The sequence below is a fragment of the Pseudomonas sp. SDO5522_S412 genome, from assembly GCF_054071215.1.
In genome coordinates this window covers 73944-89405 of the sequence record NZ_JBSVWQ010000004.1, presented here as the reverse complement: position 1 = coordinate 89405, position 15462 = coordinate 73944, and the positions used below count along the sequence as shown (strand labels likewise).

The 15462-nt window shown below is 61.4% G+C and carries 9 protein-coding genes, 1 pseudogene and 1 riboswitch; of the genes and pseudogenes, 6 read left to right on the top strand and 4 right to left on the bottom strand.

Annotated elements, in window-relative coordinates:
• Positions 1-77 precede the first annotated feature (77 nt).
• Positions 78-2216: pseudogene (locus tag ACW9I6_RS02285) on the bottom strand (methyl-accepting chemotaxis protein).
• Positions 2217-2468: 252 nt separating this feature from the next.
• Between ACW9I6_RS02285 and ACW9I6_RS02280 the strand changes: the two are divergent.
• A complete protein-coding gene (locus ACW9I6_RS02280; RefSeq protein ID WP_003216165.1) occupies positions 2469-3287 on the top strand; it encodes a M48 family metallopeptidase in 819 nt (272 codons plus the stop codon).
• Positions 3288-3447: 160 nt separating this feature from the next.
• On the opposite strand, the gene ACW9I6_RS02275 is transcribed toward ACW9I6_RS02280, so the two are convergent.
• From ACW9I6_RS02275 to ACW9I6_RS02265, 3 genes are all read right to left on the bottom strand, one after another.
• Positions 3448-4032 (bottom strand): TMEM165/GDT1 family protein, encoded by a 585-nt coding sequence (locus tag ACW9I6_RS02275; protein ID WP_003216166.1) that lies wholly within the window; start codon positions 4030-4032, stop codon positions 3448-3450.
• 87 nt (positions 4033-4119) lie between these two features.
• A riboswitch (yybP-ykoY riboswitch) is annotated at positions 4120-4241 on the bottom strand.
• Positions 4242-4291: 50 nt separating this feature from the next.
• Entirely contained in the window at positions 4292-5290 is a 999-nt protein-coding gene (locus ACW9I6_RS02270) for a class I SAM-dependent methyltransferase (RefSeq protein ID WP_008434258.1), read from the bottom strand.
• Positions 5291-5320: 30 nt separating this feature from the next.
• A complete protein-coding gene (locus ACW9I6_RS02265) occupies positions 5321-6286 on the bottom strand; it encodes a 2-hydroxyacid dehydrogenase (protein WP_003216168.1) in 966 nt (321 codons plus the stop codon).
• A gap of 84 nt (positions 6287-6370) precedes the next feature.
• Here ACW9I6_RS02265 and ACW9I6_RS02260 point away from each other — a divergent pair, with 84 nt between their 5' ends.
• The 5 genes from ACW9I6_RS02260 to ACW9I6_RS02240 all read left to right on the top strand — a co-directional run bounded on the left by ACW9I6_RS02260 (position 6371) and on the right by ACW9I6_RS02240 (position 15458).
• Positions 6371-7003, top strand: coding sequence for a LysE family translocator (locus ACW9I6_RS02260; RefSeq protein WP_003216169.1), 633 nt, complete (start codon positions 6371-6373; stop codon positions 7001-7003).
• Between the two features lie 131 nt (positions 7004-7134).
• Positions 7135-8817 carry a fatty acid--CoA ligase gene (locus tag ACW9I6_RS02255; RefSeq protein WP_134327311.1) on the top strand — a complete coding sequence of 561 codons (1683 nt, stop codon included), beginning with the start codon at positions 7135-7137 and terminating at the stop codon, positions 8815-8817.
• A 331-nt stretch (positions 8818-9148) separates the two neighbouring features.
• Positions 9149-11011, top strand: a complete 1863-nt coding sequence (locus ACW9I6_RS02250; RefSeq protein WP_003216171.1) for a DUF1302 domain-containing protein — start codon at positions 9149-9151, stop codon at positions 11009-11011.
• A gap of 43 nt (positions 11012-11054) precedes the next feature.
• Entirely contained in the window at positions 11055-12419 is a 1365-nt protein-coding gene (locus ACW9I6_RS02245; protein WP_003216172.1) for a DUF1329 domain-containing protein, read from the top strand.
• Between the two features lie 309 nt (positions 12420-12728).
• Positions 12729-15458, top strand: coding sequence for a LuxR C-terminal-related transcriptional regulator (locus tag ACW9I6_RS02240; protein WP_457338801.1), 2730 nt, complete (start codon positions 12729-12731; stop codon positions 15456-15458).
• Positions 15459-15462: the final 4 nt, after the last annotated feature.

Genomic DNA, 15462 nt, shown 5'->3' with positions numbered 1-15462 from the left:
GCATTTCAACTGAAGGAATGCGATCAAATGTGGGAGCGGGCTTGCTCGCGAAGGCGCCCGAAAGGGCGCCGCTTGACTCAAACCTTGAACTGATTGATCAACCGCCGCTGCTGTTCCGCCAGCTTGGTCAGGTCTGCGCTGGCCGCGCTCGACTCATCCGCTCCGCCTGCCACTTCATTGGCCACCTGTCCGATATTGATCACGTTACGGTTAATGTCCTCGGCCACCGCGCTCTGTTCCTCGGCGGCGCTGGCGATCTGGGTGTTCATGTCGTTGATCACCGACACCGCCCGGGTAATGGTCTCCAGCGCCTGAGCCGCCTTGGCCGCGTGCTGCACGCTTTCATCGGTGCGGTTCTGGCTGTCTTCCATCACCCGCACCACGTCGCGGGTGCCCTGCTGCAGTTGCTGGATCATGGCCTGGATTTCTTCGGTAGCCTTCTGGGTCTTCTGCGCCAGGTTGCGCACCTCGTCGGCCACCACCGCAAACCCGCGCCCTTGCTCACCGGCCCGTGCTGCTTCGATTGCCGCGTTGAGCGCCAGCAGGTTGGTCTGCTCGGCAATCCCGCGAATCGCCGTGAGGATGGCATTGATGTTCTCGCTGTCCTTGGCCAGCGCCTGCACCACACCGACCGCCTTGCCGATTTCCTCGGCGAGGGCGCCGATGGAGGTGGAGGTGTCGCGCACAATCTGCATGCCCTGGCTCGCCGCTTGATCAGCGTGGCTGGCGGCCTGTGCGGCCTGGGTGGCGTTGCGCGCCACGTCCTGTGCGGTCGCGGTCATCTCGTGCACGGCGGTAGCCACCTGGTCGATCTCGACCATTTGCTTGTGCACGCCCTGGTTGGTACGAATCGCGATGTCGGCGGTGTGCTCCGAGGAGTCGCTGACCTTCTGCACCGAACTCACCACCTGGGTAATCATCCCCTGCAACTTGGCCAGGAATGTATTGAAGCCGCTGGCAATCGCCCCCAGTTCGTCGGCGCGATCACTGGTCAGGCGCCGGGTCAGGTCGCCCTCGCCCTGGGCGATGTCATTGAGCATCGCCACCATTTGCTTGAGCGGCCGGGCAATGCCGTGGCCCACCAGCCAGATCACCAGCAAGCCGATGCCGGCGATCAGCAGCCCGGCCACGGCCATGCCGAAAATATCGGTTTTGCGCTGGGCGTCGAGGTCGTGCTGCATCGCCTGCAGGTCGGCCATTACCGCACTCAGGGGCAGTTGCAGGAGCAGGGTCCAGCGGGCGTCGGTCTGGCCGATGTTGAACGGCAGGAACAGCTCGATATGCCCGTGTTGCTTGTCCACGTCGTAGCGCACTTCGCCGATATTCAACTGGCCGAGGTTGGCCAACTCGTTGCTGTCGAGCAGGTCGCTGGCCTTTTCCCCGAGCTTGCTGGCGTCCTTGGTGTAGGCCACCAGGCGGCCGTTGCTGGAAATCAGCGCCAACTCGCCAGCACCGTTGTACAAATTCTGATCGGCCTTGGTGAGCATTTCCTAGATGAAGTTCACCGACAGGTCGGCGCCGACGATGCCCTGAAAGGTGCCGTCGATCATGATTGGTTCGATAAACGAGGCGAGCATCACCATCGCATTCCCGACTTTATAAGGGGCCGGATCGATGGCGCAGGGCTTTTTGCTTTCCTTGGAACACAGGTAGTACTCACTGGCGCGCACGCCGGTGGACAGGATGGTCTGGTCGGCCACGTCAGCCAGTTTATCCAGGCCCAGGCTGCCGTCGGCATTGCGGAACCACCACGGCAGGAAGCGGCCGTTGGTTTCGATGCCGACCACCGGGCTGTTGACGTAGGCAGCATCGTTGTGGTCGATGGCGTTGGCTTCCCAGCCTATATAGGCGCCAAGAATCTTCGGGTTACGCACCACGGTTTCGTGGATCAGGTTGATCAGTTGTTCACGGGAGACCGCCAGTTGCGGGTTGCCGTTGGCGTCTTTCATGCCCATCAGGGCGTTGGCGGTGGCCAGGCCCTTGGCTGTCACCAGCGGTGCTTCGAGTTCGCGCTGGATCAGCGTCGCCTGGGTTTGCGCCAGGGCGGTCAGGCGCTGCTCGATGATTTGTTCGAATTGACCCTGGGTGCGTTCCTGCACCATCTCCTGGGTGCGCGCCCCGGCGAACAAGGCATACAGCACCAACACCGCCACCACGCTCAGGACAATGGCCCCGGCCAGTGCCGCGACAGAAAATTGAATCGACTTGAACTTCATGACGGCTCCGAACGCAGGGGGAGATTGGCTGCTTGTGTATATCGGCCGCGGGCGGGGGAGACATGAGGGCCATTACCTCAAAATGGCTGTGCCGGATGGGCGAATGTCGTAAATGGAAAGGTTGCCAGCGTTTGTGAATTTTTTGCGGCAGTGTGGGATGTATCTGAAATCAGGTGGCTATACGTCTGTTGTATCTGGCGTCGATACAATTGGCCGACTACGATACGCGCCATGTTTTCAGGGAGCAGGTTGATGAAAAAGACAGTGGCGGTATGTGCGTTGGGCGCGGCTTTGTTGCTCGCCGGTTGTCAGTCGGTCAACACCACCAGCGGCGGCGCCGTGGGCGTTGAGCGCAAGCAGTACATGTTCAGCATGTTGTCGAGCCAGGAAGTCGACCAGATGTATGCGCAGTCCTACCAGCAGACCCTGGGTGAAGCCAGCGGCAAGGGCCTGGTGGACAAGACCAGCGCCAACGCCAAGCGCGTGCAGGCGATTGCCAACCGCCTGATCGCCCAGGCGCCCACCTTCCGCCCGGATGCGGCGCAGTGGAAGTGGGAAGTGAACCTGATCAAAAGTGACGAGATGAACGCCAACTGCGGGCCTGGCGGCAAGATCTTTGTCTACAGCGCGTTGATCGACAATCTCAAGTTGACCGACGACGAACTCGCCGCCGTGATGGGCCATGAAATTGCCCACGCCTTGCGTGAGCACGGCCGCGAAGCCATGTCCAAGGCCTACGGTATCGAAATGGCGAAGCAGGGGGCCGGTGCGTTGTTCGGCCTCGGTCAGGACAGCTTGGCGCTGGCCGATACCGTGGCCAACTACGGCATGACCTTGCCCAACAGCCGCAGCAATGAAAACGAAGCGGACCTGATCGGCCTGGAGTTGTCGGCGCGTGCCGGTTACAACCCGAACGCGGCGATTACCCTGTGGAACAAAATGGCCAAGGCTTCGGAAGGCTCGCCACCTGAATTCATGAGCACCCACCCTGCCTCCGACAGCCGGATCGCCTCGTTGCAGGCGGCGATTCCGAAGGTGATGCCGTTGTATCAGCAGGCGAAAAAATCCTGATTTATAAGGCTGAAATGCAAATCTGAATGTGGGGGCCCGGCTTGTGTGGGAGTCGGGCTTGCCCGCGATGCAGGCACCTCGGTGTGTCAGTTGCACCGAGGTGATGCTGTCGCAGGCAAGCTAGCTCCTTCAAAAGCCCAGCCCCCATATGGGGTTGCGTTTAGATCCAGCCGCTGCTCTGCATGGCCTTGTACACCGCAACAATGGCCAGGATGAAGAATGCCGTAGCCGCCAGTCGACGAATCAGCGTCAGCGGCAGTTTGTCCGCGGCAAAATTACCCGCCAGCACCACCGGCACGTTGGCAATCAACATGCCCAGGGTCGTGCCGATAATTACCAGCCACAGTTCCGGGTATTGCGCCGCGAGCATCACGGTAGCGATCTGGGTCTTGTCGCCGATTTCCGCGAGGAAGAATGCGATCAGCGTGGTCAGGAAGGGCCCGAACTTGCGGGAAGTGCTGGCTTCGTCATCGTCGAGCTTGTCGGGCACCAGGGTCCACAGCGCCGTGGCGCAGAAGCTCGCCGCGAGTATCCAGTGCAGCACCGCATCCGAGAAGAAACTCCCGAACCAGGCCCCCACGGCACCGGCGGCCGCATGGTTGGCCAGGGTCGCGGCAACGATGCCGGCGATGATCGGCCAGGGTTTGCGAAAGCGTGCAGCGAGAATGAGTGCGAGCAGTTGCGTCTTGTCGCCAATTTCGGCCAAGGCAACGATTGCAGTAGGGACGAGCAGAGAATCCAGCATCAGGTAAGTTCCAGGGGCGGGTCGACACGGCTATGACACGTACAGCCTTCCCGCCCCGGGTAAGGTGTTCGTGTCATAGGTCTTGTCAAACCCCGGTCCGTCTGTGCGGACTCCTGGGTCGCATACGCCATGGCCTGTTGACCAAGTATGTTGACGTATGCCGGACGAGCGTGGCGCTCGTGGGAGACTACTCCCCTAGGACGGAGCGGATTCTGCCTAGGCAAAATCCATTCGGCAAGCCTTCTTTTGGAAAAAGATCTCAGCCGCGCTTGGCACGGTAAATGCGAAAACCCTGACCTTCTGCCTTGATTGCGCACACGCCAAGATGCTCTTCGATCAGCGGCTGATACTTCAGGAAACTGTTCGCAACCAAGCGAAGTTCGCCGCCTTTTGCCAGATGTTTGGCCGCTTTTCGTAGCAGGTTCTCGGTGGCGAAATAATCGGTGTGCACCCCGACGTGGAACGGCGGGTTGCTCAGAATCGCGTTCAGATTCATCGGAGCAGCGTCGATGCCATCACCGGTCAACACCTCGGCTTCCAGGCCATTGGCCGCCAATGTCAGGCGACTGCTGGCAGCGGCAAAGGCATCCACGTCGAGCATTGTCACCGTGTTATGCGGGTAGCGACGCTTGACCGCTGCCCCGAGCACACCCGCGCCACAACCGAAATCCAGCAAGTGACCGCTCGGCAACTTGTCCAGATGCTCCAGCAGCAATGCGGTACCGCGATCCAGCCGACCGTGGCTGAACACGCCCGGCAGGCTTACCACCTTGAGCGGGCCCTCAGCCAGCGGCACCTCGAACACCTGCGCCAGGCTCTCCAGTTCTACCGGCTCGGGGGCGTTGGCCACCGTCACCAGCCACAACTGGCAGTGCCGCGCATTGTCGAGCTTGCGCGGTTTGCCGAACGGGTTCAGTTGCTTGGCCGCGCTTTCGATGCCGCCTTTCTTCTCCCCCACCAGGTACAACTCCTTGCCGGGCAAACGCGCCGCCACGGCATTGAGCAGGTAATCGGTGAGGTCCTTGGACTTGGGCAGGAATACCACCGCGGTCTCGAACGAACGCTCGGGCACGTTCACACCAAACTGGCTGCGCTCGGCAAAACGTGCGTCCAGCGCGGCCTGGTCGCCGGCGTGCCAGCTCCAGCCATGGGCATTGGGCAGGCGGCCCAGCAGGTCGTCGGCGGGCAAGCCCACCAGCAGCACGTCGCCTTGAAAAAGTTCGGCCTGGCGAAGCAGTACTTCACTGCGCGGATCCATGGTCTGCTCCTTGAAAAGGGGCGCAGTTTATCAACTGACGACGCGCAGCGGGGCGCCGCTGAAAAAGCCCTGAGCGTTTTCGATCAATTGGCCGACGATCCGCTGCCGGGCTTCGCGGCTGCCCCAGGCGTTGTGCGGGGTGACGATCAAGCGCGGGATGTCGCCGGCCAGCAACGGGTTGCCGTTCACCGGCGGTTCCACGCTCAATACATCGGTCGCCGCGCCGCCCAGGTGCCCACTGCGCAAGGCATCGGCCAGGGCCTGTTCGTTGATCAAGCCACCACGGGCCGTGTTGACGATAAACGCGCCGGGCTTGAGCAAGGCGAGTTCACGGGCACCGATAAAGTCGCGGGTGTGTTCGTTGAGCGGGCAGTGCAGGGTCAGCGCGTCGACCTGCGCCAGCAACTCGTCCAGCGGCACGCGATCGGCGCGGGCCGGGCGGCCTGGAATCGCACCCAGGATCACGCGCATGCCAAAGGCTTCAGCCAGGCGCGCAACGGCACCGCCCAATTCACCATGGCCCAGCAGCCCGAGGGTTTTGCCTTCCAGTTCGACGATCGGGTAGTCCAGCAGGCAGAACTGCTTGGCTTGTTGCCAGTGCCCCGCCTGCACATCCCGTTGATAGTCGTTCAGGCGCGTCGCCAGGTTCAGCAGCAGCATGATCGTATGCTGCGCCACCGATGGCGTGCCGTAACCCTGGCAATTGCTCACGGTAACGCCGTGGGCGCGGGCGGCGGCGAGGTCGACGTTGTTGGTGCCGGTGGCGGTCACCAGGATCAGCTTCAGCTCGGGGCAGGCCGCCAGGGTCTCGGCATTCAGCGCGATCTTGTTGCTGATGGCCACCTGCGCGCCTTGCAGGCGTTCGATAATGTTTTCGGGTGTGGTCTGCTGGTGCAGGCTCAGTTCGCTGAAGAGTGCCTGCAACCCGCTGAGGTCCAGGTCCCCGAGGTCCAGGGAAGGGTGATCAAGGAAGACGGCGCGGCGATTGTTCGTCATCAACTGTACCTTTTGCGGCGGGATTCGAAGGCGTAATCTGCCGAGCCTATCAGATGAAATAATCAGTTACTTCCTGGAGTGTGCATGTACCTCACCGAGTTCTTGACCGTGGCACTGATTCACCTGTTGGCGGTGGCCAGCCCTGGCCCGGATTTCGCCGTGGTGGTACGTGAAAGCGTGACCCATGGCCGACGGGCCGGCACCTGGACGGCGTTGGGCGTCGGTTCGGCGATTTTCCTGCACGTGGGGTATTCGCTGCTGGGCATCGGCTTGATCGTGTCCCAGTCCATCGTGCTGTTCAATGCGCTGAAATGGGCGGCGGCGGCCTACCTGCTGTACATCGGCTTCAAGGCCCTGCGCGCCCAGCCGGCCAAGCCTGCCAGTGAAGAAGACCTGCACCTGGAAGCGGGCGAGCGCACTGCCCGTGGTGCGTTTACCTCAGGGTTTGTCACCAACGGCTTGAACCCCAAGGCCACGCTGTTCTTCCTGTCGCTGTTCACCGTGGTGATCAATCCCCACACGCCGTTGGCGGTCCAGGCCGGTTACGGCGTGTACCTGGCCGTGGCGACCGCGATCTGGTTTTGCCTGGTGGCCATGCTGTTCAGCCAGCAACGCGTACGCGCCGGTTTTGCACGCATGGGCCACTGGTTCGACCGCACCATGGGCGCGGTGCTGATTGCCATCGGCGTGAAGCTGGCGTTTACCAGCATGAAATAAGCCGGATGCTGGCGCAAAGCTAGCATTCATTGGGTTCTGCAAATCATTCCTTTGGCTGATTTGGCTGAAACATAAGCGCTCTACAGTGCAGATGTTTCAGCCAAGACCGTGCAGTCAGATAAGGGATTCGTATGTTGCAGACTCGTGTTATCCCGCCCGCCGAAGGCGCCTACCAATACCCGCTGTTGATCAAACGCCTGTTGATGTCCGGGACACGCTACGAGAAGACCCGGGAAATCGTCTACCGCGACCAGTTGCGCTACACCTATCCGACCCTGATCGAGCGCGTCGCCCGCCTGGCCAATGTGCTGACCGAGGCCGGGGTCAAGGCCGGTGATACCGTGGCCGTGATGGACTGGGACAGCCACCGCTACCTGGAATGCATGTTTGCCATTCCGATGATTGGTGCGGTAATCCACACCATCAACGTGCGCCTGTCCCCGGAACAGATTCTGTACACCATGAACCACGCCGAGGACCGCTTTGTGCTGGTCAACAGCGAGTTCGTGGGGCTCTACCAGGCCATCGCCGGCCACCTCACCACCGTCGACAAAACCCTGCTGCTCACCGATGGCGCGGACAAAACCGCCGAGCTGCCCAACCTCGTGGGTGAGTACGAAACATTGCTCGCGGCGGCGAGCCCCCGCTACGACTTCGAGGATTTCGACGAAAACTCCGTCGCCACCACCTTCTACACCACCGGCACCACGGGCAATCCCAAGGGCGTGTACTTCACCCACCGCCAACTGGTGCTGCACACCATGGGCGTGGCGACCATCATGGGCAGCGTCGACAGCGTGCGTCTGTTGGGCACCAACGACGTCTACATGCCGATCACTCCGATGTTCCACGTCCACGCCTGGGGCCTGCCGTATGTGGCGACCATGCTCGGCCTGAAGCAGGTTTATCCAGGCCGCTACGACCCCGAATACCTGGTGGAGCTGTGGCGCAAGGAGAAGGTCACCTTCTCCCATTGTGTGCCGACCATCCTGCAAATGGTGCTCAACGCCAAGGCCGGGCAGGGCGTGGATTTCGGCGGCTGGAAAATCGTCATCGGTGGCAGCGCCCTCAATCGTTCGCTGTATGAAGCCTCCAAGGCCCGGGGTATTCAGCTGACGGCGGCGTACGGCATGTCCGAGACCGGGCCGCTGGTGTCCTGCGCCCACCTCAATGAAGAACTGATGGCGGGTACCGAAGACGAGCGCACCACTTACCGCATCAAGGCTGGCGTGCCCGGGCCATTGGTGGAAGCGGCGATCATCGATGGCGAGGGCAACTTCCTGCCCGCCGACGGTGAATCCCAGGGCGAGCTGGTGCTGCGCGCGCCATGGCTCAGCGAAGGCTATTTCAACGAGCCGCAGAAGGGCGCCGAGCTGTGGGCCGGCGGCTGGATGCACACCGGTGATGTGGCCACCCTCGATGCCTTCGGCGTGATCGATATTCGCGACCGCATCAAGGACGTGATCAAGACCGGCGGCGAGTGGATCTCCTCGCTGGCCCTTGAGGACCTGGTCAGCCGCCACCCGGCGGTACGCGAAGTAGCGGTGGTGGGGATTGCCGACCCGCAGTGGGGTGAGCGCCCGTTTGCGTTGCTGGTGGTGCGTGATGGCCATGTGATAGGGGCCAAGGAGCTGAAGGAACATCTCAAGCCATTCGTGGAATTGGGCCACCTGAGCAAGTGGGCGATTCCAAGCCAGATCGCCGTTGTTACGGAAATTCCCAAGACCAGTGTCGGCAAGCTCGACAAAAAACGTATCCGTATCGACATCATCGAATGGCAGGCCAACAACAGCACCTTCCTCTCTACCCTCTGACGCTGCTTGCCGTGCCCTCGCGGGCACGGCAGCGCTCTAGTCCAAGCCTTCACTTGTGATTTGCCAATTTTCAGCCATCCTTCCGTCGCTGACCTTCGTCAGCATGGCGAAAAGGACTGTGGCAGACGGGTTGGTGATGCAAATCACACTTTAGAGGGATCAAGCGGTACCCCCTGCTGGCTATAGTTCATCCCAGAGTTTTTCAAGGTGCGGTGCTGTGAGCCCGGCGGGTTCATGTGTTCGCCCGGCATTGGAATCGTTGTATTCCGGCCGTTACAAGCCCTTGGAAACGACTCACTGCCATAACAATAATGCACATGGAGTAGCGTCGATGATCTCAGCACACCAGTTCTGGCGCCGGGCAAAACTGCCTTTGGCCGTCAGCCTCGCCTCTACGCTCGCCGGGCCTGCATTCGGCGTCAGTTTCAACATCGGTGAAATCGAAGGCAGCTTTGACTCGTCCCTGTCGGTCGGGGCCAGTTGGTCGACGGCGGGTCGCAATAAAGACCTGATCGGTGCCAACAACGGTGGCAGGGGGTTGTCGCAAACCTCGGATGACGGTCACCTGAACTTCGACAAAGGTGATTCCTTCTCGAAGATCTTCAAAGGCATTCATGACCTTGAGTTGAAATACGGCGACACCGGCGTGTTTGTCCGGGGCAAGTACTGGTATGACTTCAAGCTTAAAGACGACGACCTCGATTTCAAGAACATCAGCGACAACAACCGCCCAACAGGCGCCCGATCTTCCGGCGGGCAGATTCTCGACGCCTTCGTCTACCACAACTACTCGATTGGTGATGAACCGGGTTCCGTACGGTTGGGCAAGCAGGTAGTGAGCTGGGGTGAGAGCACGTTCATTGGTGGCGGTATCAACGCCATCAACCCGATCGACGTGGCTGCATTCCGTCGTCCGGGGGCCGAGATCAAGGAGGGCCTGATTCCGGTCAACATGTTCTACGTGTCGCAAACGCTGACCGACAACCTGTCGGCTGAAGGCTTCTATCAGATCGGTTGGGACAAGACCGTGACCGATAACTGCGGCACGTTTTTCTCGCAGCCCGACATCATTACCACCGGCTGTAACGATAATTTGCGGGTGTTGAACAAGCGTTCCACGATCAACCCGGCCGCTTTGCCGAGCTTGGCCGCCTTGGGCGTCGACGTTAATGACGAGGGCGTCCTGGTGCGCCGCGGTCCGAACCGTAACGCACGTGACGGCGGCCAATACGGCGTCGCAATGCACTACAACTTTGAGCCGCTGGACACCGAGTTCGGCGCCTACTACATGAACTACCACAGCCGTGCGCCGATTTTCAGTGCAACTGGCGCGCCTCAGTCGGTCTACGACAGAGCCAGGCCTTTGGGTCAGGCAGCTGCACTGGTGGTGGCGGGAAACTCGCAATACTTCGTTGAGTATCCGGAAGACATCCACCTCTTTGGCTTGAGTTTCTCCACCACGTTGCCTACCGGCACGGCATGGAGCGGCGAGTTGAGCTACCGGCCCAACGCGCCTGTGCAGTTGAACTCCACCGACATCCTGTTTGCCGGTGTTCGCCCTCTGGGCTTCCCGGTGCTCAAGGATGCTTCGTTGTTAAGCGGTGTACCAGGCCAGGATTTGCATGGTTATCGCCGTAAGGAAATCACTCAACTCCAAACCACGTTCACCCACTTCTTTGACCAGGTCATGGGCGCCAGCCGCCTGACGCTGGTGGGCGAAGTCGGTATGACCTATGTCGGCGGGTTGGAGAGCAAGTCCAAGGTTCGCTATGGCCGTGATCCGGTGTTTGGCCCGGGTACCCTGCCTAACGGCGCGTGTGCGGCATTGAACAACTCTACCGCCCAAGGTGCTGGCCTTCCCAATGCCAACGGCCTGAACACCAGTTGCAACAACGACGGCTTCACTACTGCAACTTCGTGGGGCTACCGTGGCCGTGCGATCTGGGAATACCCGGATGTGTTTGCCGGCGTCAACCTCAAACCCAACGTGGCCTGGTCCCATGACGTTAAGGGTTACTCGCCTGGCCCTGGCGGTAACTTCGAGGAAGGCCGCAAGGCGATCAGCCTCGGGCTGGACGCCGAGTACCAGAACACTTACACCGCGAGCCTGGCCTACACCAACTTCTTTGGTGGCGACTACAGCACCGTGGACGACCGCGACTTTGTCGCCTTGAGCGTCGGCGTGAACTTCTAAGCACACTCTCTTTAAGCAGTATGTTTTAAGGAAGAACCAGAACATGAAAATAACTAAAAATCTGTTGCAGGTGGGTGTGCTGGGGCTGTCGATCATGGCGGGTAGCGTCATGGCGGCGGTCTCGGCGGATGAAGCCGCCAAGCTCGGCACGACCCTGACCCCGATGGGCGCCGAAATGGCCGGTAACGCGGCCGGCACCATCCCTAAATGGTCGCCGCTGCCAACCAACGCCGGTGCCGTGGATGCCCGTGGCTTCCTGGCCAACCCATACGCCAACGAACAACCGCAATTCACCATCACCGCGCAGAACGTCGAGCAGTACAAGGACAAGCTGGCGCCGGGGCAGTACGCGATGTTCAAGCGCTACCCCGACACCTTCAAGATGCCGGTCTACCCGACCCATCGCGGCGCCACGGTGCCAGCTGATGTGTTCGCCGCCATCAAGAAAAACGCCACCAGCACCAACCTGGTGTCCGGCGGCAACGGCCTGGAAAACTTTGAAACCGCCGTACCGTTCCCGATTCCGAAAAGCGGCGTTGAAGTGATCTGGAACCACATCACCCGCTATCGCGGCGGCAGCGTGACCCGCCTGGTGACCCAGGCCACGCCGCAAACCAACGGCTCGTTCAGCCTGGTGTACTTCCGCGATCAGTTCGTGTTCCGCGACAAGATGAAGGACTACGACCCGAAAAACCCGGGCAACATCCTGTTCTACTTCAAGCAGCAAGTGACTGCGCCGGCACGTCTGGCCGGTGGTGTGCTGCTGGTGCACGAAACCCTCGACCAGGTGAAAGAACCCCGTTCGGCGTGGGTCTACAACGCCGGCCAGCGTCGTGTGCGCCGGGCGCCGCAAGTATCGTATGACGGCCCGGGTACCGCCGCCGACGGCCTGCGGACTTCCGACAACCTCGACATGTTCAACGGTGCACCGGACCGCTACGACTGGAAACTGGAAGGCAAGAAGGAACTGTACATCGCCGAAAACAGCTACAAACTCGACGATCCGAAGCTCAAGTATGTCGACATCATCAAGGCCGGCCACATCAACCAGGACCTGGCGCGCTACGAGCTGCGCCGTGTGTGGCATGTGGTTGCAACCCTGAAGGAAGGCCAGCGCCACATTTACGCCAAGCGTGACTTCTTCATTGACGAAGACACCTGGCAAGCCGCGGTCATCGACCACTACGACGGTCGTGGCCAGCTGTGGCGCGTGGCTGAAGCCCATGCCGAGAACTACTACGACAAGCAAGTGCCGTGGTACGCCCTCGAAACCCTCTACGACCTGCAGTCCGGCCGCTACCTGGCACTGGGCATGAAGAACGAAGAGAAACAGGCCTATGACTTCGGTTTCACCGCCACCACCAGCGACTTCACCCCGGCGGCCCTGCGCCAGGATGGTGTTCGCTAACTTGCTGTAAACGAGGCCGCATCCTCGAAGAAGCCCCGACTGGTTCGGGGCTTTTTTTTGCGCGACCACTGTGGCGAGGGAGCTTGCTCCCGCAGGGATGCGTAGCAGCCCCAAAAACGGGAGCGCTGCGCACTCCAGCGAGAGCAAGCTCCCTCGCCACAGAGTGTCGGTCGTTACAGAAGAAGTCCGGATATTTTTTGTTGTAGTCTTTTTCAGACAAATGTTGCAAAGATCTACAAAGCTGCCGCTTTTACCGCTAGTCTGCGGACATCTGCAATGCCGACAACAGCCTTCTACAAGAGCCCGGCGATGACTGATCTGTCCCGAATTCAAGGGCCTGCCAGCACGGTGATTCCGACCCTGGAAGGGCGCTTCTATCGACCCCCACTGCCTGACGGCTATGTGTTGCGACCGCGCCTGTGCGAACGGCTGAGCGAAGGGCTGGCCGGGCGTCTGTTGCTGGTCAGCGCCCCGGCCGGGTTCGGCAAGAGTTCGCTGGCGGTGGAGTTCTGCCAGAGCCTGCCGGCCCACTGGCAAAGCCTGTGGTTGGGGCTAAGTCCCCGGGACAACGACCCGGGACGTTTTCTTGAACGCCTGCTCGACGGCTTGCAGCAATACTTCCCGCAGTTGGGCGCCCAATCCCTGGGCCTGCTGAAAATGCGCCAGCGTCACCAACCCTTCGCCTTTGAAGAATGGCTCGACGGCCTGCTGGATGAACTGACGGTGCACCTGTCGACCCAGGCGCCGCTGTTGCTGGTGCTGGATGACTACCATCTGGCCCAGGGCCCGGTACTCGACCGCTGCCTGCAATTTTTCCTCAATCACCTGCCCGACGGCCTGCTGGTGCTGGTCACCAGCCGCCAGCGTCCCGACTGGCACCTGGCCCGACTGCGCCTGTCCCGGCATTTGCTGGAACTGCACGAGCAGGACCTGCGCCTGACTCACGGCGAATCCCTGGCGCTGCTGGATCGCCACAGCAGTTCATTGCGTGGTGAAGCCCTGGATAACCTGATCCGGCGCAGCGAAGGCTGGGTGGCCGGCCTGCGTTTCTGGCTGCTGGCGGCTTCCGAGGCCGGCAGCGAAGGTACGCTGCCCCAGGGTTTGCACGGCGGGGAAGGGCTGATCCGCGATTACCTGCTCGAAGAGGTCATCGACTGCCTGCCCTCGGAAGTCCAGGCGTTCCTCTACGACACCGCGTCCCAGGAGCGCTTTTGCAGCGAGCTGTGCGACGCCGTGCGCGAGGCCCACGACAGCACGGAAATCCTGCGCTACCTGCAAGCCCACCAGGTATTCCTGGTGCCGCTGGACGAGCAGGGCCATTGGTACCGTTATCACCATCTGTTTTCCGACCTGCTGCGCACCCGGCGCGCGAGCAATGCCGTGTTGCCGGCAGCCAGCCTGCACCTGCGGGCCTGCCGCTGGTTCAATGCCCAGGGCTTGATCGACGAGGCAGTGGAGCAGGCGCTGCGTGCGGGCCACCTGGATGTGGCGGCAAACCTGGTGCAGAACCTGTCCGAAGAGCAACTGCTGGCGGAGCAGAATGTCGGCATGCTGCTGCGCTGGAAAATGGACTTGCCCGACAGTTTGCTGATGAGTACGCCACGCCTGATCGTGCTCTACAGCTGGGCGTTGGGCCTGGCCTGCCAGCTGGATGCGGCGCAGGAACTGGCCAGCCACCTCAGCCGTTTTTTACCGGCCCCGTCGGCCACCGCGCAAAAGTCGATGCTGGCGCAATGGCTGGCCCTCAGCGGGATTATTGCCCGGGGCCGTGGTGATCGTGAGCTGACCCAGTCGTATTGCAGCGAGGCCCTGGAAAGCCTGCCGCACAAACGCTATGGCCAGCGGTTGATGTGCCTGTCGACCCTGTCCAACCTGGCCATTGTCGACGCCGACCTGTGGCGCGCCCGCGGCCTGAACCGCGAATCCCTGGAGTTGGCGCAGCGGGTCGGCAATCCATTGTTCGAAGCGCTGGCCCATTACGACCGAGCGCGTGTACTGCAGGCCCGTGGCGAGATCCTGCGGTCGCTGGATGAAGTGCGCCAGGGCCTGCAACGTTTGCAAGGCCTGGCGCCGCAACGGCTGTACGCAGTGCGCGCGCGCCTGGCGTTGTACGAAGGCTATTTGCTGCTGATGCGCTGCCAGCCTGAAGCCGGGCTCGCTCGGCTGCGTGCCGGGTTGACGGAGGCGCGAGCCTGTCGGGATATCAGCGTGTTGATCGGCCACTGTGTGATCGCCAGCTTCGAAGGTCGCCGTGGCGACTTCTCCGTGGCCTTTGCCGAATTGGCCGAGGCCGAGCGCTTGATGCATATCTGGGACGTGCCGCCGATTTTCTATCTGGCGATGATCACCCTGGTCAAATGCGAGCTATGGCTGGCTCAGGGGCGCACCGACCTGGCCGATGCCTGGCTGACGCGGCTGGGGCAAACCTACAACGGTGAACAGGCCGCTGCCGCACCGGAGTTCCACCCGCACCTGCCGCAACATATCGAGTTGCAACAGGCGGCACTCGACGCCATCCGTCATCAGCCGGCGGCTTCACTGCAACGGCTCGACGAACTGGCACGCCAGGCCCATAACAGCGGCCGGCAGATGATCAGCCTGATGGCGCTGACCCAGCAGGCACTGTTACTGCTGGACGGTGGCCAGGAAGCCCAGGCCCGCCCGGTGTTTGCCCGCGCGCTTGAAGCGGCTGCCGGTGGCGCGATGCAACCTTTCCAGCGCCTGTTGGAACGCTATCCCGAGTGGACGCGGGAGCAGCTTTCCCGGGATCCCCATGGACTGTTGAACCAGGGCCTGCTGGCACTCTTGCCGGATGTTGCAGTAGTTGAAACCCCACACACACTGGAGACCCTGAGCACCCGTGAACTGGCGGTGCTGCACCTGATCGCACAGGGTTGTTCAAACCAGGAGATCAGCAATCAGCTGTTTATCTCCCTGCACACCGTGAAAACCCACGCCAGCCATATCAACAGCAAGCTCGGGGTTGAGCGGCGCACACAGGCGGTGGCGCGGGCGCAGGAGATGGGATTGCTGGGGTAGAAAC

Bases quoted from the DNA above. Each gene is read 5' to 3' on its own strand.
- ACW9I6_RS02275 (WP_003216166.1), bottom strand. From the start codon at position 4,032: ATGCTGGATTCTCTGCTCGTCCCTACTGCAATCGTTGCCTTGGCCGAA.
- ACW9I6_RS02260 (WP_003216169.1), top strand. From the start codon at position 6,371: ATGTACCTCACCGAGTTCTTGACCGTGGCACTGATTCACCTGTTGGCG.
- ACW9I6_RS02255 (WP_134327311.1), top strand. From the start codon at position 7,135: ATGTTGCAGACTCGTGTTATCCCGCCCGCCGAAGGCGCCTACCAATAC.
- ACW9I6_RS02270 (WP_008434258.1), bottom strand. From the start codon at position 5,290: ATGGATCCGCGCAGTGAAGTACTGCTTCGCCAGGCCGAACTTTTTCAA.
- ACW9I6_RS02280 (WP_003216165.1), top strand. From the start codon at position 2,469: ATGAAAAAGACAGTGGCGGTATGTGCGTTGGGCGCGGCTTTGTTGCTC.
- ACW9I6_RS02240 (WP_457338801.1), top strand. From the start codon at position 12,729: ATGACTGATCTGTCCCGAATTCAAGGGCCTGCCAGCACGGTGATTCCG.
- ACW9I6_RS02265 (WP_003216168.1), bottom strand. From the start codon at position 6,286: ATGACGAACAATCGCCGCGCCGTCTTCCTTGATCACCCTTCCCTGGAC.
- ACW9I6_RS02250 (WP_003216171.1), top strand. From the start codon at position 9,149: ATGATCTCAGCACACCAGTTCTGGCGCCGGGCAAAACTGCCTTTGGCC.
- ACW9I6_RS02245 (WP_003216172.1), top strand. From the start codon at position 11,055: ATGAAAATAACTAAAAATCTGTTGCAGGTGGGTGTGCTGGGGCTGTCG.